The organism is Streptomyces sp. V3I8 (assembly GCF_030817535.1).
Lineage (GTDB): Bacteria > Actinomycetota > Actinomycetes > Streptomycetales > Streptomycetaceae > Streptomyces.
The window spans coordinates 2,874,832-2,897,646 of record NZ_JAUSZL010000002.1 but is presented as its reverse complement, the minus strand read 5'-3'; the positions used below and the strand labels follow the sequence as shown (position 1 = coordinate 2,897,646).

At 71.2% G+C, this 22,815-nt stretch carries 20 protein-coding genes; 8 read left to right on the top strand and 12 right to left on the bottom strand.

All coding sequences use genetic code 11. The features are described 5' to 3' along the window. Positions 1 to 5 precede the first annotated feature (5 nt). The 7 genes from QFZ75_RS12565 to mce form a co-directional block, all read right to left on the bottom strand. Positions 6 to 851 (bottom strand): ABC transporter permease subunit, encoded by an 846-nt coding sequence (locus tag QFZ75_RS12565; RefSeq protein ID WP_307536494.1) that lies wholly within the window; start codon positions 849 to 851, stop codon positions 6 to 8. Continuing rightward, the gene (locus QFZ75_RS12560; RefSeq protein ID WP_307536492.1) at positions 848 to 2,083 is read right to left on the bottom strand and encodes an ABC transporter ATP-binding protein; all 1,236 of its coding nucleotides are present in this window, start codon (positions 2,081 to 2,083) and stop codon (positions 848 to 850) included. Before QFZ75_RS12560 ends, QFZ75_RS12565 begins: the two co-directional genes overlap by 4 nt. A 111-nt stretch (positions 2,084 to 2,194) precedes the next feature. Further along, positions 2,195 to 2,965, bottom strand: coding sequence for an ABC transporter permease (locus tag QFZ75_RS12555; RefSeq protein ID WP_307536491.1), 771 nt, complete (start codon positions 2,963 to 2,965; stop codon positions 2,195 to 2,197). 4 nt (positions 2,966 to 2,969) lie between these two features. Then, positions 2,970 to 3,959, bottom strand: coding sequence for an ABC transporter ATP-binding protein (locus tag QFZ75_RS12550; protein WP_307536489.1), 990 nt, complete (start codon positions 3,957 to 3,959; stop codon positions 2,970 to 2,972). 161 nt (positions 3,960 to 4,120) lie between these two features. Further along, positions 4,121 to 5,053: a cellulose-binding protein gene (locus QFZ75_RS12545; protein WP_307536487.1), complete on the bottom strand. Its 933-nt coding sequence runs from the start codon at positions 5,051 to 5,053 to the stop codon at positions 4,121 to 4,123. Between the two features lie 183 nt (positions 5,054 to 5,236). After that, complete coding sequence (gene scy, locus QFZ75_RS12540) at positions 5,237 to 9,085, bottom strand: polarized growth protein Scy (RefSeq protein ID WP_307536485.1); 3,849 nt, start codon at positions 9,083 to 9,085, stop codon at positions 5,237 to 5,239. A gap of 231 nt (positions 9,086 to 9,316) precedes the next feature. Further along, on the bottom strand, positions 9,317 to 9,757 hold the full coding sequence (gene mce / locus QFZ75_RS12535) for a methylmalonyl-CoA epimerase (RefSeq protein ID WP_307536483.1): 441 nt from the start codon (positions 9,755 to 9,757) through the stop codon (positions 9,317 to 9,319). Between the two features lie 147 nt (positions 9,758 to 9,904). Here mce and QFZ75_RS12530 point away from each other — a divergent pair, with 147 nt between their 5' ends. Together QFZ75_RS12530 and meaB are read left to right on the top strand one after the other, a co-directional pair. Further along, entirely contained in the window at positions 9,905 to 11,107 is a 1,203-nt protein-coding gene (locus QFZ75_RS12530; protein WP_307536482.1) for an acetyl-CoA C-acetyltransferase, read from the top strand. Between the two features lie 37 nt (positions 11,108 to 11,144). Continuing rightward, positions 11,145 to 12,101, top strand: coding sequence for a methylmalonyl Co-A mutase-associated GTPase MeaB (meaB, locus tag QFZ75_RS12525; protein WP_307536481.1), 957 nt, complete (start codon positions 11,145 to 11,147; stop codon positions 12,099 to 12,101). A gap of 95 nt (positions 12,102 to 12,196) precedes the next feature. On the opposite strand, the gene QFZ75_RS12520 is transcribed toward meaB, so the two are convergent. Then, positions 12,197 to 12,901 (bottom strand): PepSY domain-containing protein, encoded by a 705-nt coding sequence (locus tag QFZ75_RS12520; protein WP_307536479.1) that lies wholly within the window; start codon positions 12,899 to 12,901, stop codon positions 12,197 to 12,199. 144 nt (positions 12,902 to 13,045) lie between these two features. Between QFZ75_RS12520 and QFZ75_RS12515 the strand changes: the two genes are divergently transcribed. Continuing rightward, positions 13,046 to 13,714 (top strand): response regulator transcription factor, encoded by a 669-nt coding sequence (locus QFZ75_RS12515; protein WP_307536477.1) that lies wholly within the window; start codon positions 13,046 to 13,048, stop codon positions 13,712 to 13,714. After that, entirely contained in the window at positions 13,711 to 15,180 is a 1,470-nt protein-coding gene (locus QFZ75_RS12510; RefSeq protein ID WP_307536475.1) for a HAMP domain-containing sensor histidine kinase, read from the top strand. Before QFZ75_RS12515 ends, QFZ75_RS12510 begins: the two co-directional genes overlap by 4 nt. A gap of 28 nt (positions 15,181 to 15,208) precedes the next feature. Here QFZ75_RS12510 and QFZ75_RS12505 read toward each other — a convergent pair whose 3' ends face one another. The 4 genes from QFZ75_RS12505 to QFZ75_RS12490 all read right to left on the bottom strand — a co-directional run bounded on the left by QFZ75_RS12505 (position 15,209) and on the right by QFZ75_RS12490 (position 17,856). Then, the gene (locus QFZ75_RS12505) at positions 15,209 to 15,685 is read right to left on the bottom strand and encodes a MarR family winged helix-turn-helix transcriptional regulator (protein ID WP_307536473.1); all 477 of its coding nucleotides are present in this window, start codon (positions 15,683 to 15,685) and stop codon (positions 15,209 to 15,211) included. A 92-nt stretch (positions 15,686 to 15,777) separates the two neighbouring features. After that, positions 15,778 to 16,575: an AIM24 family protein gene (locus QFZ75_RS12500; RefSeq protein ID WP_307536471.1), complete on the bottom strand. Its 798-nt coding sequence runs from the start codon at positions 16,573 to 16,575 to the stop codon at positions 15,778 to 15,780. Then, the gene (locus tag QFZ75_RS12495; protein WP_307536469.1) at positions 16,572 to 17,222 is read right to left on the bottom strand and encodes an AIM24 family protein; all 651 of its coding nucleotides are present in this window, start codon (positions 17,220 to 17,222) and stop codon (positions 16,572 to 16,574) included. Before QFZ75_RS12495 ends, QFZ75_RS12500 begins: the two co-directional genes overlap by 4 nt. Before the next feature lies 1 nt (position 17,223). After that, entirely contained in the window at positions 17,224 to 17,856 is a 633-nt protein-coding gene (locus QFZ75_RS12490) for an AIM24 family protein (RefSeq protein ID WP_307544420.1), read from the bottom strand. 210 nt (positions 17,857 to 18,066) lie between these two features. Here QFZ75_RS12490 and QFZ75_RS12485 point away from each other — a divergent pair, with 210 nt between their 5' ends. The 4 genes from QFZ75_RS12485 (at position 18,067) to QFZ75_RS12470 (ending at position 22,793) form a co-directional block, all read left to right on the top strand. Then, positions 18,067 to 18,411 carry a DUF3817 domain-containing protein gene (locus QFZ75_RS12485; RefSeq protein WP_307536467.1) on the top strand — a complete coding sequence of 115 codons (345 nt, stop codon included), beginning with the start codon at positions 18,067 to 18,069 and terminating at the stop codon, positions 18,409 to 18,411. Beyond that, complete coding sequence (locus QFZ75_RS12480) at positions 18,408 to 18,701, top strand: MTH1187 family thiamine-binding protein (protein WP_307536465.1); 294 nt, start codon at positions 18,408 to 18,410, stop codon at positions 18,699 to 18,701. Before QFZ75_RS12485 ends, QFZ75_RS12480 begins: the two co-directional genes overlap by 4 nt. Before the next feature lie 214 nt (positions 18,702 to 18,915). Continuing rightward, positions 18,916 to 20,805 (top strand): cellulose synthase catalytic subunit, encoded by a 1,890-nt coding sequence (locus tag QFZ75_RS12475; RefSeq protein ID WP_307536463.1) that lies wholly within the window; start codon positions 18,916 to 18,918, stop codon positions 20,803 to 20,805. A 2-nt stretch (positions 20,806 to 20,807) separates the two neighbouring features. Continuing rightward, a complete protein-coding gene (locus QFZ75_RS12470; RefSeq protein WP_373465854.1) occupies positions 20,808 to 22,793 on the top strand; it encodes a galactose oxidase-like domain-containing protein in 1,986 nt (661 codons plus the stop codon). Positions 22,794 to 22,815 lie beyond the last annotated feature (22 nt).

Genomic DNA, 22,815 nt, shown 5'->3' with positions numbered 1-22,815 from the left:
TCCTGCTACACGTCGCGCCGCTCCAGGAGCGTGTAGGCGCCCGCGATGGCCGCCGCCGTCACACAGACGAGCAGGAGGAGCTGCGGGCCGCCGGTCCCGTTGTCCGTGTCGAGCTCGAAGATCTTGGCGAGCGCGTTCGGGGCGGCGTAGTCCATCATCTTCTCGCCGAGCGTGCGCATGCTGTCGGAGATCATCAGGAACGCGGGCAGGATCGCCGGGACGAGCACCAGGCCGAGCATCGCGGTGATCGCGCCCGCGGAGTGCCGCAGCATCGACCCCACGGCGAGCGCCAGCACGCCGAGCAGCGACACGTAGAGCGCGCCCTTCAGGACGGTCCCGCCCCACGCGGTGTCCGACGCCCCGCTGTGCAGGCCCGACGTGATGAGGCCGACGAACCCGATGGCGAGGGCCGACACGACGAACGCGACGGCGAAGAAGATCAGCAGCTTCGCGGTGAGCACCCGGTGGCGCTGCGGCGAGGCCGTGAACGTGGTACGGATCATGCCCGTGCCGTACTCGGACGAGACGACGAGCACGCCCAGGGTGATCAGGCAGATCTGCCCGAGGATCAGTCCGAAGAAGGCCGGGATCGTATAGGGGACGTCCCCGTAGTCGTTGTCGCTCGTGTTGGCGGCGACGAGGAGGCCGATCCCCACGACCAGGAGCAGGAAGACGCCGAGCGTCCACACCGTGGAGCGCACCGACTTGATCTTCGTCCACTCCGAGGCGAGCGCGTGTCCGAGATGGGTGCGGACGATCGGGATCGGCGAGGTGTACGAGGTCCCGGGCGCCTGCTGCCAGTTCGGGGCAGGGGCGGCCTGCTGGTGCGTCTGCGGCTGGGGCGTGCTCATCGGGCGTCCTCGGGCTTGGTCAGGTCGGGGGCGGCGGAGGGCTGCGCGGGGGCGGCCGGCGGCTGCACGGGCGCGGGCTGCGCGGGCGCCGGCTGGGCGGGCTGCGCGTAGGGGTTGGGCTCCCCGGCGCCCGGGACGCCCGGAGCGCCGTAGGGGCCCGCGGGCGGCTGCCCCTGGGGCATCGCGAACGGCTGCCCGCCCTGCTGGGGCGACGGCGGCGCGTACCAGCCGGGCTGGCCCTGTCCCGGTACCGGCATCTGCGGCTGCGGCACCATGCCGGGCGGCAGCTGCTGCTGGAGGCCCGCGCGCTGGTCGGTGGTGGAGCGGTAGTCGACGGAGCCCTGTGTCATCCGCATGTACGCCTCCTCCAGCGAGGCCTGGTGCGGGGAGAGCTCCCACAGCCGTACGTCGGCGTCGTGCGCGAGATCGCTGATGCGGGGGAGCGGCAGACCGGTGACACGCAGCCCGCCGTCCTGCTCCGGCATCACCTGGCCGCCGGCCTCCGTGAGGGCGGCCGTCAGCTTCTCGCGCTGGGCGGGATCGGTGCCGGGGGTGCGTACCCGCGCGAAGTCGGCGGAGTTGTGCGAGATGAAGTCGCGCACGCTCATGTCGGCGAGCAGCTGGCCGCGGCCGATCACGATCAGGTGGTCGGCGGTGACGGCCATCTCACTCATCAGGTGCGAGGAGACGAAGACCGTCCGGCCCTCCGCGGCCAGGGACTTCATCAGGTTGCGCACCCAGAGGATGCCCTCGGGGTCGAGCCCGTTGATCGGTTCGTCGAACAGCAGCACCTGCGGGTCGCCGAGCAGCGCGGCCGCGATGCCGAGCCGCTGCCCCATGCCGAGCGAGAAGCCCTTGGAGCGCTTCTTCGCCACGTCCTGGAGCCCCACGACACCGAGCACCTCGTCCACCCGGCGGGCCGGGATGCCCGACAGCTGCGCCAGGCACAGCAGGTGGTTGCGGGCGTGCCGGCCGCCGTGCACGGCCTTGGCGTCGAGCAGCGCGCCGACCTGGCGGGGGGCGTTGGGCAGCCTGCGGTAAGGGTGGCCGCCGATCGTCACCTGCCCGGCGCTGGGGTTGTCGAGCCCCAGGATCATCCGCATGGTCGTCGACTTGCCCGACCCGTTGGGGCCGAGGAAGCCGGTGACGGAGCCCGGCCTGACCTGGAAGGAAAGGTTGTACACGGCCGTCTTGTCGCCGTAGCGCTTCGTCAGGCCGACTGCCTCGATCATTCTCCGCACCCATCGAAAAGGTTCAGGACATCGGGGCACACGCCCCCCGTAAGGGTTAGGAGGATAGCCGGGCGCTGACGGTTCCCTTCAAAGCCAGGTAAAAATCCCGCCCTACGCGTCCCGTCGCTTCAGCATCACGTACCCGCCGGCCACCGCGAGGACCACCCACAGCGCCATGATGCCCAGGCCGCCCCAGGGCCCGTACGGTACGTCGTCGTCGAGCGGGGCGACCACCTGCATGATCTTGCTGCCCGCCTGGTCGGGCAGGAACCGCCCGATCTTCTTCGTGGCGGAGACGTTGCCGAGGACGGCCGAGATCAGGAAGAAGAACGGCATCAGGATGCCGAGGGAGAGCATCGGGCTGCGCAGCATCGTGGCGACGCCCATCGAGAAGACGGCGATGAGGGTCATGTAGAGGCCGCCGCCGATGACCGCGCGCAGCACGCCGGGGTCGCCGATCGACGCCTTGTGGGAGCCGAGCACGGCCTGGCCGAGGAAGAAGGCGGCGAAGCTGGTGACGAGGGCCACGACGAAGGCGAGGCCGGTCGCCACCGCCATCTTGCCGAGGAGGAACGTGCCGCGCCGCGGTACGGCGGCGAGCGAGGTGCGGATCATGCCGGTGCTGTACTCGTTCGACACCACCAGCACGCCGAACACGATCATCGCCAGCTGGCCGAGGCTCATCCCGGCGAAACTGATGTAGGTGGGGTCGAAGGAGAGCCGGTCCTGCGTGCTCATGTCGTCGAACTCGTTCTTGGACAGCAGCGAGATCAGCGCGCCGAGCACGACGGTCACCAGGGCGGCGAGACCCAGCGTCCACACCGTGGACGCCACCGACCGGATCTTGGTCCACTCGGATCTCAGGACCTGGGTCGCGGCCATGGGGTCAGCCCTTCTTCCGGTCGTCGCCCCACGGCTCCCGGCGCGGGGGCGGGGGCACGGCGGTGGGCGGCGGGTCGCCGAGGGACGGGCCGGCGTGCGCGTGGTACTCCACCGACTCCGCCGTGAGCCGCATGAAGGCCTCCTCCAGCGAGGCCTGCTGGGGGCTCAGTTCGTGCAGCACGATCCGGTGCTGCGCGGCCAGCTCACCGATGTCCTGCGGCCGCCGGCCGTCCACCTCCAGCGTCTCGCCGCCCGCCTCGACGGCCGTGATCCCGGCCCGGTGCAGCACGTCGAGCAGCAGCTCCCGCTGGGGCGACCGGATGCGTACGTACGAGCGGGAGTTCTCCCGGATGAAGCCGGCCATGGACGTGTCGGCGAGCAGCCGGCCCTGGCCGATGACGACGAGGTGGTCGGCGGTCAGCGCCATCTCGCTCATCAGGTGCGAGGAGACGAAGACGGTACGGCCCTGGGCGGCGAGGGATTTCATCAGGTTGCGGATCCAGTGGATGCCCTCGGGGTCGAGCCCGTTGACCGGCTCGTCGAACATCAGGATGCGCGGGTCGCCGAGCAGCGCGCCGGCGATGCCGAGCCGCTGCCCCATGCCGAGCGAGAAGCCCTTGGCCTTCTTCCTCGCCACCGCGGTGAGGCCGACGGTGTCGAGGACCTCGTGCACCCGGCCGCGCGGGATGCCGTTGCTCTGCGCGAGGCACAGCAGGTGGTTGAAGGCGCTGCGGCCGCCGTGCACGGCCTTGGCGTCGAGGAGGGCGCCGATGTGCTTGAGCGGGTCGTCGAGGCGGTCGTAGTGCTGCCCGTCGATACGGACGTCCCCCGCGGTCGGCCGGTCGAGCCCGAGCATCATCCGCATGGTCGTGGACTTCCCGGCGCCGTTGGGCCCCAGGAACCCGGTGACGATCCCGGGCCGCACGGCGAACGTCAGACGGTTCACGGCCGTCTTCTCGCCGTACCGCTTGCTGAGCCCCTCGACCTCGATCATGGGCCCACGCTAAAACGCGACAAAGCCCCCTGCCACTTAAAGGCAGGGGGCTCCGAAGGTACGCCCGAAGGGGCGCGGGGAACTGCGCAGCCGGCCACAGCCGGCCTGCAGCTCACCCACGATCCGCACCGTCCCGGTGCCTGCCGGGACGGTGCCGGTGCCTACCGGGACTGCTGGGCCGGCACCCCACGGGTGGCGGGCTCGTCCTCGGGAGCGCCCGCGGCGGCCACGGCCGCCCCCGTGAGCGTCGCCAGCATCTCGCGCACGTTCGTGAGCTGCGCGTTGATCGAGTCGCGCCGGTTGGTGAGAGCCGCGAGTTCCCGCTCGGACTCGGACCGGATGCGGTCGGCCTTGGCGTTCGCGTCGGCCACGATGTCCTCGGCCTGGCGCTGAGCCGTCTCCACCGTCTGACGGGCGCGGCGCTCGGCGTCCGTACGCAGCTTCTCGGCCTCGAGCCGCAGCTGCTCCGCACGGTGCTCGATCTCCGCGAGACGCTTCTCGGCCTTGGCCTGGCGCGAGGCCAGGTCACGCTCGGACTGCTCACGGCGCTTGGCGAGGTTCGTCTCGAAGTCGGCGGCGGCCTGCGCGGCCTTCGCACGGGTCTCCTCGAAGAGGGCGTCCGCCTCCTCACGCTTCGACTGGGCGTCCTTGGTCGCCTCCTGGCGCAGCTGGGAGGCGTCGGACTTGGCCTTCTCGACGATCCGGACGCCCTCGTCCTCCGCCTTGGACTTGCGGTCCGCAGCGAACGATTCTGCGTCGTTGCGCACCTGCTGGGCCGCCGATTCGGCGAGCTCGCGGTGCTGCTCCGACGCTCGGCGGGCCTCCTCGCGCAGGTCCTTGGCCTCCTCCTCGGCGAGGCGGAGGATCTTCTCGACGCGGGCACCGAGGCCGGCGTACGACGGCTCGGCGTCGCTTACCTGGGCCTGGGCGTTCTGCGTTTCGAGATGGAGTTCCTCGATGCGCTTCTCGAGAGCAGTGATACGGGCCAGAGCGCTGTCACGGTCGGAGACGAGCTTCGAAATGCGTTCGTCCACCTGAGCGCGGTCGTACCCACGCCGCACAAGCTCGAAGCCGTAGGGGGAAGTGTCGCTCATGGGGTTCCTGTCGAATGAGACCGGTGAGGTGATAGGTGGAATCCTAGGGGCCAAAACGGTGTGTCATCGAGCAGTAGCCCGATTGATATGGAGAATGACACCCTTTTTGGTGGCTAACGGCCGGAACGCTTGCCAGGGAGCCCCGCTGAAGCCCCCTGCCAAGCACGGAAGTTGCCGGTTTGGCTAGCCTTCCGACGGCTTGCCACCCGAACGGGGCGAACCGACCGCAGCGCCCGCCTTGACGCCACCGTCCTTCCCACTCGACGGCGCCTCAAAGGATTCCAACGCCTCCAGGACGTCCTGGACACGGGAGATCTCGGCATTGATGTCCTGCCGGCGGCGCACCAGCACCTCCAGCTCCCGCTTGCCCTCCTCGACCGCGGCCCGGGCCTCGCGGACCGCCTCGGACCTGATGCCCTCGGCCTCGGCGATGAGCGTGGCCTTCTTCTGCTCGGCCTCCTTCAGGAGCCCCTCCGCCTTGCGGACGGCGGCGATCCGGACCTTGCTCGCCTCGGAGTTGGCCTCCGACACCAGGTCCTTGGCCTTCGCCTCGGCCTCCTTCAGCTGGTCCTCGGCGGCCCTGATCAGCGCGTCGCACCGGTCGCCGGCCGCCTTCATCGTCTCGGCGGACTCGCGGCGGGCCCGCTCGTGCAGGTCCTCGATCTCGCCGGTGATCCGGTCGCGCAGCTCCTCGGCCCGCTCCCTTATGGCCGTCGCGTCCCGGCGCGCGCCGACCAGCAGCTCGTCGGCGTCGGCCCTGGCCCGTTCCACCCGCGTGTTGCCCTCCACGGTCGCCTCGGAGAGCAGCCGCTCCGCCTCGCTGCGCGCCGCGCCCACCATCGTGTCGGCCTGCGTCTCGGCGTCCGCGGTCATCTTGCGCGCGCTCTGCTGGGACTCGGTGAGCAGCTTGTCGGCCTCGGCGGTCGTCTCCGTGATCAGCTTGTCGACCTGCTCGGCCGCCTCGGAACGCCGCTTGTTGGCTTCCTTGCGCGCCTTGTCCAGCGTGTCGTCGGCCTCGTCACGGGCGTTCGACATGAGGCGGTCGGCCTCCGCGGCGGCCTCGGTCTTGACGCGCTGCGCGTCGGACCGGATCCGCTCGGCGTGCTGCTGCGCGGAGCCGACCGTCTCGGCCGCCTCGGCGCGCAGCCGCTCCGCGTCGCCCGTCGCGTCCGAGATGAGCTTCTCGGCCTTCGCCACGGACTCGGCGCGGACGCGCTCCGCCTCCTGGTTCGTCTCCGCGGTGAGCCGCTCGACCTCGGCCGTCGTCTCGGTGATGAGGGTGTCCGCCTGCGCCGCCGCGTCCGACCGGATGCGGTTGGCGTCCTCCCGGGCCTCGGCCCGGGAGCGCGAGGCGTCCTGTTCGGCCGCCGCGATGGCGTCCGAGGCCTCCGTGCGGGCCCGCTGGACGTACTCCGAGGCGTCCGACCGCAGCCGCTCCGACTCGGCGATCGCCTCCGAGACCGTGCGCTCCGCCAGCGACCTCGCGGCCTCCGACTCCTCCTGCGCCTCGCGCCGGATCCGGTTGCCGTCCTCGGCCGCCCGCTCCCGCTCCGCGTGCGCGTCGGCGCGGACCCGGTCGGCCTCCTGCTGCGCCTCGGTGCGCATCCGCTCCGCCACGTGCTCGGCGGCGCTGCGCAGGCCGGTGATCTCCTCCTGGGCCTGCTCGTGCAGCCCGGCCACGGCGTCGCGCACCTGCTGCGCGGTCTGCTCGGCGGCCGACACCATCTCGGTCGCTCGGCGGTCCGCCTCCTCGACCAGCCGGACGGCCTCGGTCTGGGCCTCCTCCACGCGGTTGCGCGCGGAGGCCAGCAGCTCCTCGCTCTGCTCGCGGGCCCGCTCGCGCTCCTGGTCCGCCTCCTGGCGTGCGGCGCCGAGGAGCTCCTCGGCCTCGCGGCGGCGCCTGGCCGCCTCCTCCTGGGCCGCGGACAGCGCCTCGGCGGCCTCCGTGGCGAGCCGCTCGGCGGCCGCCTGCGCCTCAGTCCGTACGCGGTCGGCGGTGTCCTGGGCCTCCGACTTCAGCCGCTCGGCCTCCGCCGCGGCGTCCGACCGCAGCCGTACGGCGACGGACTCGCCCTCGGCCCGCGACGCCGCCGCGTCCGAGGCGGCCTCCGTGCGCAGCCGCTCGGCCTCCGTCTCGGCCTGCGCCTGCAGCGTACGGATCCGCTCGGCGGCCTCCGTGCGCAGCCGGTCGATCTCCTCGGCGGCCTCGCGGCGGATCCGCTCGGCCTCCTCGCGGGCCTCCGTCAGCGCCTGCTCGGCGGAGGCGAGGCGCTCCTCGGCCTCCGTGTGCAGCCGGGCCAGCCCCTCGGCGGCCTCGGCCTGCCGGGCCGCCACGGCCCGCTCGGTGTCCTCGTGCAGCCCGGCGGCGGCCCGCTCGGCCTCGGCCTTGATCTCCTCGGACTGCTCGACGGCCTCCGTGCGGTGCCGCTCGGCCTCCGCGCGGGTGCGCTCCAGCGTCTCCTCGGCCTGCCGGCGCAGCGTCGTGGCGCGCTCGATGGCCTCGGTACGGACCCGCTGGCTCTCCGTGGCGGCGTTGGACCGCAGCTCGTCCGCGTCGGCCTTCGCCTTGGAGAGCAGCTCCTCGGCGGTCCTGGCCGCCTCCTCGATCTGCTGGACGGCCTCGCGCCGGGCCTCGGCGCGGATCTTCTCGCCCTCGGCGTTGGCGTCCGCGCGCAGCTGCTCGGCGTCACCGCGCAGGCGGCGCGCCTCCTCCTGCAGCTCGACCGTCTTGGCGCGGTACTCCTTGGTGTCGTCCTTCGCCGTGCCCTTGAGCTGCTCGGCGATGTCGTGCGCCTCGGCGCGCAGCCGGTCCGCCTCGGCCTCCGCCCCGGCGCGGATCCGCTCGGCCTCCTCGGACGCGGCCCGGGTGGTCGCCTTGGCTTCCTCGGCCGCCTTGTTCAGGACCTCCTCGGCCGTACGGGCGGCCTTGGCGAGCTGGGAGGCGGTCTCCTCGGCGGTGAGGCTGCGGGCGTTCTCCTCGGCCTCGGCGATGATCTTCTCGGCCTTGGCGCGGGCGTCCGCGACGGCCTGCTCGGCCTCCGCCCTGGTGGCCTCGGCCTCCTTGCTGGCCTCGCTGACCAGCCGGGCGACCTGCTCCTTGGCCGTACGGGTGCGCTGTTCGTTCGAGGACTCCGCGCCGGCGAGCGTCTTGGACGCGGCCTCCTTCGCCTCGGCGAGGAGCTTCTCCGCCTCGGCCCGCGCCTCGCGCAGGGCCGTCTCGGCCTCGTTGATGCGCTGCTCGGCGGCGCGGCTCAGCTCACTGGCCTGCCGGCGGGCGTTGTCCGAGTCGGACGCGGTGGAGCTGCGCAGCTGCTCGGCGTGCTCGGTGGCCTCCTGGGCCTGCGTCGAGGCCGCGTTCAGCAGCCGCTCGGCGTCGGTGCGGGCCCGGCGCAGCAGCGCCTCGGCCTCCGCGCGCGCCCGCTCGGCGTCGCTCTGCAGCCGCTGGCGGGCCTCGCCCGCGACCCGCTCGGCCTCCGCGCGGGCGGCGGCCAGGGCCTGCTCGGCCTCGCTGCGCGACTCGTCGATCAGCCGGCGGGCCTGCTGCTCGCTGCGGGCCCGCAGCTGCTCGGCCCACGCCACGTTCTCGTTGACGTGCGACTCGACGCTCTGCCGGCGCTCGGCCAGCTCCTGGTCGAGCTGCTGACGGCGGTTGACCGCCTCCTGGTGCAGCTCCGCCTGCAGGCGGGCGGCCTGCTCGGCGTGCTCCTGGAGGATCCGCTGCGTCTGCGCGCGGGCCTGGCTCAGCTCCCGCTCGGCGTCCTGGCGCAGCTGGTCGGCCTGGACCTGCGCGTTACGGAGCATCTGCTCGGCCTGGTAGCCGATGTCGGCGCTGTCGTAGGCAGGACGGGTCGCCAGAGCGCGCCGCGCCTCGTGCAGCTTGGCGCGCAGCACCTCGACCTGATAGCCGAGGTCCTCGGCGTGCTGGACGGCCTTCTCCCGCTCGGTCTTCAGCCGTTCCATCTCGGCCTCGAACCGAGAGAGGTGGTCGACGTCAGCCGCCGGCTCTCGCTCCTGGCGTTCGTAGCCCCGCACTGCGCGGTCCCATCCGTCCCCTGGTCGCAAGTCTCTCCAAACGAGCACCGTCCATCTGCCGGACGGGGCCCCCGGGGAATGGTGTCAGATCAACGGCGGAGCACGGGCTGCTGCCCCGACGCTCATCCCCCGAAACCTGGACCCCGGCCCTCGGATCCTGACGATGAGGACCCGGACCGCCCCGAAGAGGCGACGGCCGTGCCCAACCCTACCGGCCCAGATATACGGAGGTCAGTGCTCGAGTGACTCAACTGGCGCCGAAGTGACCAGTTCTGTCAGAACACCGTGGCAGTCCTTCGGGTGCAGAAACGTGATCCTGGACCCCATCGAACCCCTGCGCGGCTCGTCGTACAGCACGCGTACGCCCTTGCCCCGGACGGCCGCCGCGTCCGCGTCGACGTCGGCCGTGCCGAAGGCGATGTGATGGACGCCCTCACCGTTCTTGGCCAGCCATTTCCCCACCGCGGAGTCCTCCCGGGTGGGCTCCAGGAGCTGCAGGTAGGAGGCGCCGCCGTCGGACGTCTCATTGATCTTGAGCATGGCCTCGCGCACGCCCTGCTCCTCGTTGACCTCGGAGTGGAACACCTCGAAGCCGTACGTGGCCCGGTAGAACTCGACGGTCGCGTCGAGGTCGAAACAGGCGATCCCGATGTGGTCGATTCGCGTCAGCATGCTGTCAGTGCAGCGCCCGGAAGGCGGTTACGCAACGTGCGCGCGATCACACGACGGGCCGGATGACGACCGGCCTACCGCTCAGTACCTTCTAGGTAAACCCTCGTTCACTCCTCGGCTGTGCAAGCTGGAAGGGGATCGCTCCTCATGTCTGGAACGAACAACACCACCTCCGTCATCGTTGCGGGTGCACGCACCCCGATGGGACGGCTGCTCGGCTCCCTGAAGTCCTTCTCGGGAGCCGACCTCGGTGGCTTCGCGATCAAGGCCGCCCTCGACCGTGCGGGGATCACCGGCGACCAGGTGCAGTACGTGATCATGGGCCAGGTGCTCCAGGCCGGGGCGGGGCAGATCCCGGCGCGCCAGGCCGCCGTCAAGGCCGGCATCCCGATGAGCGTCCCGGCGCTCACGATCAACAAGGTGTGCCTGTCGGGCCTCGACGCCATCGCGCTCGCCGACCAGCTGATCCGCGCCGGCGAGTTCGACGTGGTCGTCGCGGGCGGCCAGGAGTCCATGACCAACGCCCCCCACCTGCTGCCCAAGTCCCGTGAGGGCTACAAGTACGGCGCGATCGAGATGCTCGACGCGATGGCGCACGACGGGCTCACCGACGCCTTCGAGAACATCGCCATGGGCGAGTCCACGGAGAAGCACAACACGCGCCTGGGCATCCTGCGCCCCGAACAGGACGAGATCGCCGCCCTGTCCCACCAGCGGGCCGCCGCCGCGCAGAAGGACGGCACCTTCGAGGCGGAGATCACGCCCGTCGAGATCCCGCAGCGCAAGGGCGACCCCGTCGTGTTCAGCGAGGACGAGGGCATCCGCGCCGGGACGACCTCCGAGTCGCTCGGCACGCTGCGGCCCGCGTTCACGAAGGACGGCACGATCACCGCCGGCTCGGCCTCGCAGATCTCCGACGGGGCGGCCGCCGTGGTCGTCATGAGCAAGGCCAGGGCCCAGGAGCTCGGCCTCGACTGGATCGCGGAGATCGGCGCCCACGGAAACGTCGCGGGACCCGACAACTCTTTGCAGTCGCAGCCGTCGAACGCCATCCGGCACGCGCTCAAGAAGGAGGGCATCGGCGTCGAGGATCTTGACCTGATCGAGATCAACGAGGCCTTCGCGGCCGTCGCGGTCCAGTCGATGAAGGACCTCGGGGTGTCCACGGAAAAGGTGAACGTCAACGGCGGCGCCATCGCGCTGGGCCACCCGATCGGCATGTCCGGGGCCCGGCTCGTCCTCCATCTCGCCCTCGAACTGAAGCGGCGCGGCGGCGGTGTGGGCGCGGCGGCGCTGTGCGGTGGCGGCGGACAGGGTGACGCGCTGATCGTGCGGGTACCGAAGGCCTGACACCAGGGCCGGCCGGTGTGTGACGAACGGAGCTGTGATGCAGGACGTCCCCTCGCTGGTGGCCGCGGCCAGGGAAGGCCGGCCGCGGGCCGTCGCCCGGCTGATCTCCCTGGTCGAGGGGGCGTCCCCGCAGCTCCGCGAGGTGATGACCGCGCTGGCCCCGCTCACCGGCGGCGCGTACGTCGTCGGGCTCACGGGATCACCCGGTGTCGGCAAGTCGACGTCCACGTCGGCCCTCGTCGGCGCCTACCGACGGCAGGGCAGGCGGGTCGGCGTCCTCGCCGTCGACCCGTCCTCGCCGTTCTCCGGCGGGGCCCTGCTGGGCGACCGCGTCCGGATGTCCGACCACGCCTCGGACCCCGGTGTCTACATCCGCTCCATGGCCACCCGCGGGCACCTCGGCGGGCTCGCCCGCTCCGCGCCCCAGGCCATCCGGGTGCTGGACGCGGCCGGCTGCGACGTGGTGCTCGTCGAGACCGTGGGCGTCGGCCAGTCCGAGGTCGAGATCGCCTCCCAGGCCGACACGTCCGTGGTGCTGCTCGCGCCCGGCATGGGCGACGGGATCCAGGCGGCCAAGGCCGGGATCCTGGAGATCGGCGACGTGTACGTGGTCAACAAGGCCGACCGGGACGGGGCCGACGCGACGGCCCGTGAGCTGAACCACATGCTGGGGCTCGGCGAGGCCCGCGGGCCGGGGGACTGGCGGCCGCCCGTCGTGAAGACGGTGGCGTCGCGCGGGGAGGGCGTCGACGAGGTCGTCGAGGCGCTGGAGAAGCACCGGGTGTGGATGGAGGGGCGGGGGGTGCTGGCCGCCCGGCGGCGTGCGCGGGCCGCCCGCGAGGTGGAGACGATCGCCGTCATGGCGTTGCGCGAGCGGATCGGTGACCTGGAGGGCGACCGGCGGCTCGACATGCTCGCCGACCGGATCGTCTCGGGCGACCTGGACCCGTACGGGGCGGCGGACTCCTTGGTGGAGGCCCTGGCTGAGGGCTGAGGGCTGAGTCTGGGACGCCGGACGGGCCGGAGATCCGGCCCGTCCGGCGTCCCAGGCCAGGATCGGGGGTTCGGGGCGGAGCCCCGGGAGACGTACTAGTCGTCCGAGTCGCGGTCCGCGGTCACCGCGGCGGACTTCGCGTCGACCTTCCACTCCTTCTCGGCACCGTTCGCGGCGGTCGTGTCGACGTCCCACGCGGACCCGCGGCCGTCGTCGTCGAGGTCGACGGACGTGACCGTCCCCTTCGCGGCGCCGGCCTTCGCGGCCTCGGCGGCGGTGACGGACGTGCCCTTCAGCGCGGCCTTCGCCTCCGCGGTGTCGTCGGCGTCCTCCTGCTCGGTGTGCGAGTCCAGCACCTTGCCCGTGCCCGGGTCGATCCGCACGCTGTGCCAGGCGCCGCCCGAGGACAGCACGTCCACGTCCCACACCAGGCTGCTGCCCTCGTCGTCCAGGTCGGCCGAGACCGCCGTCCCCGGAATGCTCTTCAGCGCGGCTGTGATCGCGTCGGCGGCGGTGACCTTCGCGGCCTTCGCCTCCGCGGCGTCCTCGGCGTTGTCGCGGGCGGTGTCGTCGCGGTCGCCGTCGGCCGAGTCGTCCTGGTCGTTCCGGTCGTCCTGGTCGTTCCGGTCGTCCTGGTCGTCGCGGTCGTCGCGGTCGTCCTGACGGTCGTCGTCCGAGGTCCGCACACCGGACTGCTTCACCGGCGCGCCGTCGTCACCCGTGACGGCGAGGGCCGTCGCCGTGCCTCCTCCGATGAGGGCGGCGGCCGCGACGGTGGCGATGACGATGTTGCGCTTCATGGGGAATCCTCCGAGATCGTCTGCTTCGACTGGGTGTCGATGTCTTCGGTGCGTTTCGACGTGTCCCAATCTGGCTGAGCGACGCTGAAGCGGACCTGAAGCACCCTGAAGGCTTCTTCAGGTTCGGTTTGCGACTCTTTACGCATGCGCCTGTTGATCGTGGAGGACGAGAAGCGGCTTGCCCTGTCGCTCGCCAAGGGCCTGACGGCCGAGGGGTACGCCGTGGACGTGGTCCACGACGGCCTGGAGGGGCTGCACATGGCCGGCGAGGGCTCGTACGACCTCGTCATCCTCGACATCATGCTGCCCGGGATGAACGGCTACCGGGTGTGCGGCGCCCTGCGGTCCGCCGGGCACGACGTGCCGATCCTGATGCTCACCGCCAAGGACGGCGAGTACGACGAGGCGGAGGGCCTGGACACCGGCGCCGACGACTACCTCACCAAGCCGTTCTCGTACGTCGTCCTGGTGGCCCGGGTGAAGGCGCTGCTGCGGCGGCGCGGTTCCTCGGGCGGGGGCGGGTCGCCCGTGCACGTGCTCGGCGGGCTCAAGGTCGACACCGCCGCCCGGCGCGTCCACCTCGATGAGGACGAGATCGCCCTCACCGCCAAGGAGTTCTCGGTCCTCGAACAGCTCGTCGTGCGGGCCGGCGAGGTGGTCTCCAAGGCGGAGATCCTGGAGCACGTCTGGGACTTCGCGTACGACGGGGACCCGAACATCGTCGAGGTCTACATCAGCACGCTGCGCCGCAAGCTGGGGGCCTCGCTGATCCGGACCGTGCGGGGCGCCGGCTACCGCCTGGAGGCCAGGTGAAACGCCTGTTCGGGTCCGTACGGGCCAGGGCCACGCTCGCCGCGAGTGTCGTGGTGGCCGTCGCGCTCGCCGCCGCGGGCGCCGCGGTCCTGCTGTCGCTGTGGACCAACCTGAGCGAACAGGCGGGCACGGAGGCCGAGCGCACCGCCCGCGCGGTCGCCGGCGACCTGGTGGCCGGGGAGTCCTACGCCGGGCTGTCGCTGGACGACGACGACAAGCCGGTCCAGGTCGTGGACGGGGCCGGGAAACTCGTCGCGGTCACCAAGGACCTGGAGAGGATCAGCGGCACGGGGCTCGACCGGGTCAGGCCCCAGGCCCCCGGCGCCGTCACCGACGACGGGAACACCGGCACCGACGCCGACACCGACAGCGATGACGACGCCGGTGACGCAGGTGACGCCGACGACGACTCGTCCGAGGCCGGCGACATCGGCGACGCCTCCTTCGCCAACGGCTCCGCCACCATCGACGGCGACACGGCGGACTACCGCTTCGCCACCGTGCCCGTGGAGATCGACGGCAGGGGCGGGCTCACCGTCCACGCCGGTGCGCCGCTGACCGCCGAGCAGGAGGCCGTGAGTACGGCGCTGACCGTCATCCTCATCGGGTTCCCGCTGCTGCTGGCCGTCGTGGCCCTGGTGACCTGGCTCGTCACGCGCCGGGCGCTGCGCCCCGTCGAGGACATCCGCGGCGAGATGGCGGCCATCACCGCCTCCGAGGACCTCACCCGGCGGGTCCCCGTGCCGGGCACGCACGACGAGGTCGCGCGGCTGGCCCGGACGACCAACGAGACGCTCGCCGCCCTGGAGCGGTCCGTGGAACGGCAGCGGCGGTTCGTCGCGGACGCCTCGCACGAGCTGCGCAGCCCCATCGCCTCGCTGCGCACCCAGCTCGAGGTGGGCGCCGCGCACCCGGAACTGCTGGACGTGGACGGGGCCGTCGAGGACACCGTGCGGCTGCAGCGGCTGGCCGCCGACCTGTTGCTGCTCGCCCGGCTGGACGCCGGGGAACGGCCGGCGGACGGGCGGTTCGACCTGGCCGCACTCGTCCGCGCGGAGACCGGGCAGCGGGTCGGGGACCGGGTCCCGGTGTCCGTGGCCGCGGACGCCGTCGAGGTGAGCGGCTCACGCGGGCAGCTGGCGCGGATACTCGGCAACCTGCTGGACAACGCGCAGCGGCACACGCGGTCGTCGGTCGCCGTGACGGTGCGGCGCGCGGGGGAGTGGGCGGTCCTGGAGGTCGCCGACGACGGCGCGGGAGTGCCCGCCGCCGAGCGTGAGCGGGTCTTCGAGCGGTTCGTACGCCTCGACGAGGCCCGTACCCGTGACGACGGCGGCGCCGGCCTCGGTCTGGCCATCGCCCGCGACGTGGCCGTGCGGCACGGCGGATCGCTCACCGTCCGGGAGGCGCCGGCGGGCGGAGCCCTGTTCGAGCTCCGCCTGCCTGTCGCCCAGGACGGGTCCTAGCTGTTCGGGAAGGTCCCCCGGGACGTCGTCACGGACGTCCGCGCTGGCCCCGGAGGTGCTCCGCGATCGGGGCCAGGGAGGTGCGCAGTTCCTCCAGCGCCTCCGGTGACAGGAGGTCCATGAAGTGCCGCCGCACGGACCCCACATGATGGGGCGCGACCTTCTGCATGGTCTCCATGCCGTGGTCCGTGAGCACGGCGAACAGTCCGCGGCGGTCGGACTCGCAGTTCTCGCGCCTGACCAGGTCCGCGTTCTCCATGCGGGTGATCTGGTGCGAGAGCCGGCTCTTGGACTGGAGGGTGGCGGACGCGAGGTCGCTCATCCGCATGCGTACGCCCTCCGACTCGGAGAGGTTCACCAGGATCTCGTAGTCGTTCATCGTCAGCCCGAACGGCTGGAGGTCCCTCTCGAGCTGATACGTCAACAGCCTGTTGACCTCCAGGTGGGTGCGCCAGGCGCACTGCTCCGCATCGGTCAGCCAGCGGGTGGCCGTCTCGGTCTCCATGTATGAAGTCTACCTAAAATGTTGAAAGGCGAACTAGTGAGGGTGGCGTGACGGCGCGCACACGTTCGACGTCACACTCCGCAGACTACCGCTCACAGCCCGAAGCGACGCTGGAGGTCCCCGAGCTGTCCGGGAAGACGCGGTGTGCCACCCTGCGGGCCCTGGTGACCTGGCACCCCTCCGCCGCCGGGCACCCCCGGCTCGTTCGGGACCGCGCCCGTCGCCTGCTCGGCCATCAGCGCCTCACTGGACTGCAGCAGCACCGTGCCGGCTCCCACGAACTCGAACTGGTGCTCCTCGCCGGAGACCCCGCCGAGCCCCGTCATCGCACGTAGACCGCCCATCAGGCCCGTCATGTAGGCGTGGTCGTAGTGGTGGCACGGGGAGGGGCAGTCGGCCCAGCCGACCAGGGCCTGCGGGTCGACCCGGATCGGGGGTTCCATGAACACCACGGGGCCGTTCGAGGCGGCGACGAACTTGCCCGTCCCGATGAGCGTCAGGAAGCCGGGCACGATCGACTGCTTGAGGGCCAGACTTGGCTGAAAAGCGAGGAGGTTGCCCGAGCGAATGGTCAGGTTGCCCTCCTCCAGGTCGAAGGAGTTCACGTCGAAGGCCCGGTCGGCGAGGAGCATCTTGCCCGAGCCGGACGCCACCACCCAGTCGCTCGCGTGCAACGGCGAATGGAACGACGTTCGCACCAGACGGTCCAGGCGGCCGTGCCCGATGCCGTTGAACTCCATCGAGCCGTAGTAGGCGATCATCTTGCCCTTCTGCAGGAACCACTCGCTCCCCTTGAGCTCCACGCAGAAGGTGTACGCGTTCACGTTGTCGTCGACCGGCAGGGTCGCCGGGTCGTGGATCACGGGGCCCGTGCCCGGGTGGGTGGTCACAGCTTCTCCTCCGACGCCTGCACGTACACCGCGCCACTGCCGCTGAGCTCCAGCTGGAAGGCCTCGCCCGAGCCGCGGCCCACCAGATCGCGCAGGCCCAGCGCGCTGGACAGTTTGTTGCGCACGTCCCCGTGGTGGGCGACGTACGCCTGCGGGTCCACGTGCACCGGCCGCTGCGGGCTGATGGGGACCTCGATGACCCCGCCGTGCGCCATGACGGCGACGGAGCCGTGGCCCTTGAGGGTCGTGGTGAACAGGCCCTGCCCCGTCACCTGGCCGCGCACCATGCCCATGACCCCGCCCTGCGAGCCCATGAACATCGTGCCCTGCTGCAGGGTGCCGTCGAAGGCCAGCAGCCGGTCCGCCTCCACGTAGAGGGTCTCGCCCGTGAGGGTGATCACCTGGATGTGGTGGCCGCCGTGCCCGAACAGGACCGTGCCCGAACCCTCCACGGTCATCAGGGGCGCCGACTCGCCGGCGGCCCGGCGGCCGATCATCGACATGACCCCGCCCTGGCCGCCCTGCACGTTCGGGGTGAAGGACACCTCGCCCCGGTAGGCGAGCATCGCGCCGCGCTGGCTGAACAGTCGCAGGCCCGGCGCCACCGTCGCCTCGATCATCTTCGAGTTGATCTCACGGAAGGGCATGTCACACGTCTCCCGCGATCGAATTGCGCTCACTGGGCTGCACGTAGACGACTCCGTCGCCCTCGAAGCGGATCTGGAAGGCCTCGCCGCCGCCCTCGCCCATGAACGTGCGGAACGTCACGCCGGACTGGAAGGACTGCCGGAGGTTGCCCTGGTGGGCGATGTACGCGCCCGGGTCGACGGTCAGCGGGTACTGCGAGCTGACCCGCAGCACCACCGCCGGGCCGTCCGACATGATCGCCGCCTGGCCGTGGCCCTCGACGGTCGTCGTGAAGAGCCCGTTGCCCTGCGAGGCACCCCTGAGGCCCGTGAAGGATGTGCCCGTGCGCAGGCCCGCGTCGGTCGCGAGCAGGTTGCTCGACTCGACGAAGAGCTTGTCGCCCTGGAGGTTCACCAGGTTGATCTCACTGGCCCGGTCCGCGAACCAGCACGTCCCTCGGCCCTTCACCTCCATGAGGGTCATCTGCTCGCCGGTGAGCCGGCGCGTCACCATGCCGCGGACGCCCTCGCCGCCGCCGCTGAGCTTCTTGAAGGCCATCTGACCGTCGTACGCGACCATGGAGCCGTTCTTCGCCTTCACGGCGTCCCCGGTCATGTCGACGGCCAGCACCTTGCTGCCTTGGAGTCGGAACATCGCCACGCTGTGACGGTAGCCGCCGGGTGCGGCCGGCGACCACATCCTCCGGGATGATCCGTCCCCGAGCGCACCCCGAACGCACACCCTGGACGAACCCCGAGATGCCCGGATGCTTCAATGGGAATGCTTGTGCGTACGTTCACAAGCCGGTGCCCGCACGATTTTCTTCTCCGTTCCCTCTTCCGTTCCCTCTCCCGAAGGTGACCCGTGGACATCAAGACCGCCTCCGCCCTCCGCCGCCTCCGTCTGGTCTCCGGCCCGGAGGCCGTCTCGTTCCTGGTGCTGCTCGTCTGCTCGGTGCTGAAGCGGACCACGGACTTCAACGCGGTCCCGGTGATGGGCGTGGTCCACGCCGTCCTCTTCATCCTGTACGCGATCTTCTGGGCCGACGCCTGGAACCGGGCGAAGTGGGACCTGAGGACCGCGGCCCTGTACTTCGTCCTGTCCGTGCTGCCGACCGGCGGATTCTTCGCGGAGCGCAAGCTCAAGCGGGAGGCCGAGGACGCGGTCATCGCGTCCCGCGCGCGCAACGAGGGAGTGGTGGGCGCATGATCGTCGCCTTCTCCGTGACCCCGCTGGGGGTCGGTGAGGACGTGGGGGAGTACGTGGCCGACGCCGTGCGGGTGGTCCGTGAGTCGGGGCTGCCGAACCGCACCGACGCGATGTTCACGTCCGTGGAGGGGGAGTGGGACGAGGTCATGGACGTCGTCAAGCGGGCCGTGGCCGCCGTCGAGGCGCGGGCGCCGCGGGTGTCCCTCGTCCTGAAGGCCGACATCCGCCCCGGCGTGACGGACGGACTCACGTCCAAGGTGGAAACGGTGGAGCGCCACCTGTCGCCCTGACCCTCCGGCTCCGGCCGGCTTCACCTGCCCGCGCAGTTCCCCGCGCCCCTTGGAGGGGCACGGGGAACTGCGCGCTCAGCCCCCGCCGACCCGCACCCGGTGAACCTCCGACCGCCGGAGGCGCCCCGTACCCGAGTGGACCCCCTCCGTTCGACACGCCGTCAAAAACACACTTTTGTGTGGGTATCGGCTTGTTCGATCACTGGAGGGCGATGTGCGGCCGGAGAGCTACGACTACGACACCCACAGCCGACTGGCCGGACCGCTCACCGAGCCGTCCGGATCGGCGTACCGGGTGCAGTACACAAAGCTCCTGTCGAGCGAGCCGCACCGAATAAGAGCCGTCCTGCTCATGACGCTCGCCCCGCTGCTCACCGGACTGCTCCTGGTGTACCTGGTGTGGCCCACCCACTGGGTGGAGCGCGAGGGCGGCGCCCGCTGGCTGGTCGGCCTCGACATCACGATGCTCGTGGCGATCGGCCTGATCGAGCTCTTCATGGTCGTCAACGTGGCCTCCATCGCCCACGCGACGATGGTCGCCAGGGACCCGGTCCCCGTCACTGCGGAGAGCGGCACCCGGGTCGCCTTCCTGACCACGTACGTCCCCGGCAAGGAACCCCTGTCGATGGTCCGGGCCACCCTGGAGGGAGCCGTCAGGGTCACCCACACCGGTCCCCTGGACGTCTGGCTCCTCGACGAGGGCGACGACGTACGGGCCAAGGCGCTCTGCGAAGAGCTGGGCGTACGCCACTTCACCCGCCACGGCGTCCCCGAGTGGAACCGGGCCAAGGGCGTCCACAAGGCCCGTACCAAACACGGCAACTACAACGCGTGGATCGCGATGCACGGCGACGCGTACGACTACTTCGCCTCCGTCGACACGGACCACGTCCCGCTCCCGGAGTTCCTGGAACGGATGATGGGCTACTTCCGCGACCCGGACGTCGCCTTTGTCGTCGGCCCGCAGGTGTACGGCAACTACACCGCTCCCGTCACCAAGGCGGCCGAGTCCCAGCAGTTCCTCTTCCACGCCCTGATCCAGCGCGCCGGCAACCGCTACCGCGCGCCCATGTTCGTCGGCACCAACAACGTCGTACGGATCGCCGCCGTCAAGCAGATCGGCGGCCTGTACGACTCCATCACCGAGGACATGGCCACCGGCTTCGAGCTGCACCGGCACAAGAACCCGAGGACCGGTCACCACTGGCAGTCCGTCTACACCCCCGACGTGCTCGCCGTCGGTGAGGGCCCCGCCTCCTGGACGGACTTCTTCACCCAGCAGATGCGCTGGTCGCGCGGCACGTACGAGACGCTGTTCAGGCAGTACTGGAAGGCACCCTTCTCGATGCCGCCCGGCCGGCTCTTCTCGTACACGCTGATGCTCGTCTACTACCCCATGACGGCCGTCAACTGGCTGCTCGGCATCCTCAGCTGCGTCCTGTTCCTGTGCTTCGGCGCGTCCGGCACCCAGGTCTCCGCCTCCATGTGGCTGATGCTCTACAGCGACGCCGCCGCACTCCAGGTCGGCCTGTACCTGTGGAACCGGCGGCACAACGTCTCACCGCACGAACCGGAGGGCAGCGGCGGCCTCGCCGGCATGGGGATGTCGGCCCTCTCCGCGCCCATCTACCTCAAGTCCCTGGGCGCGGCCCTGATCCGCCGCCCCAGCCGCTTCGTCGTCACCCCCAAGGGCGGCGACACCAGCCCCGACCGGCTGCTCACCTTCCGGATCCACCTCTTCTGGGCGGCGGTCCTGGCGTCGTCCCTCGTCGCGTCGTTCGTGCTCGGCCACACCCACGCGGCCATGCGCACCTGGGCGGTCCTCGCGCTGGTCATCTCCCTCGCCCCGGTGGCCGTGTGGGCCGCCACCCGTACCCGGACCCGCGGGGCGGCCCGGCCCGTCGTGCCCACCGTCCTGATCACCGGGGCCGGCGAAGCCACCGAAGCCGGCGAGGCCACCGAAGTCACCGGGGCCACCGAAGTCACCGGGGCCACCGGGGCCGCCGAGCCCGCCCCGGCGCTCGCGGGCAGCTCCGGCGGTCCGGCCACCGGTGCTCCGCTCCCGGCCGGAACGGTCTCCAGCAGTACGACAGGAGGTAGCTAGGCATGGCCCACCGGCCCCTGAAGAGGACGCTCCTGAAGAAGAGGCCCTCGAAGAAGACCCAGAAGCGGCTGCTCGGCGTCGGCGGCGTCGCGCTGCTCGCCGGGCTCAACGCCCCGGCCGCCCTCGGCTTCGCCTCGGAGCAGTACCACGAGTACAAGATCGCCCAGCCCGGCTACCAGGCCAAGTACGGCTCCTGGAAGCAGCTGGACATCCCCGAGGAGTTCCGCACCAACGCCATCCACGCGGCGCTCCTGCACACCGGCAAGGTGCTGATCGTCGCGGGCTCGGGCAACGAGCAGAAGAAGTTCGACAAGGGCTCCTTCGACACCGTCCTGTGGGACCCGAGGACCGACACCTACAAGAAGATCCCGACCCCGGTCGACTTCTTCTGCTCCGGACACGCCCAGCTCCCCAGCGGCCGGATGCTCGTGGCCGGTGGCACGGCCCGCTACGAACTGCTCGACGACGAGGTCGAGCGGGCCGGCGGCGGCATGCGCGTGAAGAACGAGAACCCGGACAGGCCGATCGTCCTCAAGAAGGGCACCCGCTTCCGCTCGCCCTCCGGCGTCGAGTACGTCAGCCGCTTCGACGTCACCGTCCCGAAGGCGAAGCGCACCCAGAAGATCACCTACAACAGGGCCGGTGTCATGCAGCCCTGGAAGACGAAGGTGACGGCCAGCGAGGCCCGGGTCTTCGTCGAGGCCACCGAGGACGGCCCGGCCCCGGTCACGGACAGGCGCGCCCAGTACGAGATCCTCGGCCTCAAGGGCAAGGACGCCGACAACACGTACGGCCTCTCCGAGAAGATCACCATGGAGAAGCAGGACTTCCAGGGGATCAGGGCCGCCTACGAGTTCGACCCCGTGGCGGAGAAGTACGTGCCGGTCGAGCCGATGGACAAGGCCCGCTGGTACCCCACCCTCGTCGGGCTCCAGGACGGGAAGGTGCTCGCGGTCTCCGGACTCGACGACGTCGGCGTGATCGACCCCGGCGACAACGAGATCTACGACCCGAGAAGCAAGAAGTGGACCCCGGGCCCCAAGCGCTACTTCCCCACCTACCCGGCCCTCTTCCTCACCCAGGGCGGCAAGCTCTTCTACCCGGCCTCGAACGCCGGCTACGGACCCGCCGGACTCGGCCGTGACGCGGGTCTGTGGGACCTGCGGACCAACAGGTTCCAGAAGGTGCCCGGCCTGAGCGACCCGGACGAGACCGAGACGTCGGCCTCGCTCCTGCTGCCGCCCGCCCAGGACCAGAAGGTGATGGTCCTCGGCGGCGGAGGCGTCGGCGAGTCGAAGAGGTCGACCTCGCGCACGGCCGTCGTCGACCTCAAGAAGGACAACCCCGTCTTCGAGGACGGCCCCGACCTGCCGCAGGGCACCCGCTACCTGAACAGCGTGATCATGCCGGACGACTCGGTGTTCACGTCCAACGGCGCGAAGGACTACCGGGGGCGCGGCGCCAGCAACATCCACAAGGCGCAGTTCTACGACCCGAAGTCCAACTCCTTCCGCGCGGCCGCCTCGCCGAAGGTCGGCCGCAACTACCACTCCGAGGCGCTCCTGCTGCCCGACGGCCGGATCGCCACCTTCGGCTCCGACCCGCTCTTCGACGACCAGCAGAACACCAAGCTCGGCCACTTCGAGCAGCGCATGGAGGTCTACACCCCGCCCGCCCTGCACAAGAACGCCAAGAAGCGTCCCGCCCTGGGGGACGGGCCGCAGGAGGTCACCGGCGACGGCCGCGCCACCTTTGCCACCCGGCACCCGGAGCGGATCGTGAACGCCCGGCTGATGCGGCCCAGCGCGGTCACCCACACGACGGACGTGGAGCAGCGGTCCATCGCGCTGGGGCTCACCAGGAGCAAGGACTCGGTGACCGTGGAGGTGCCGAAGGACCGGACGCTGGTGCCGCCCGGCTGGTACATGCTGTTCGTGACGGACGCCGACGGAACACCGTCCGAGGCGAAGTGGGTCCAGGTCAGGTGAGCCGCGGGCGGGCGGCCCCCGC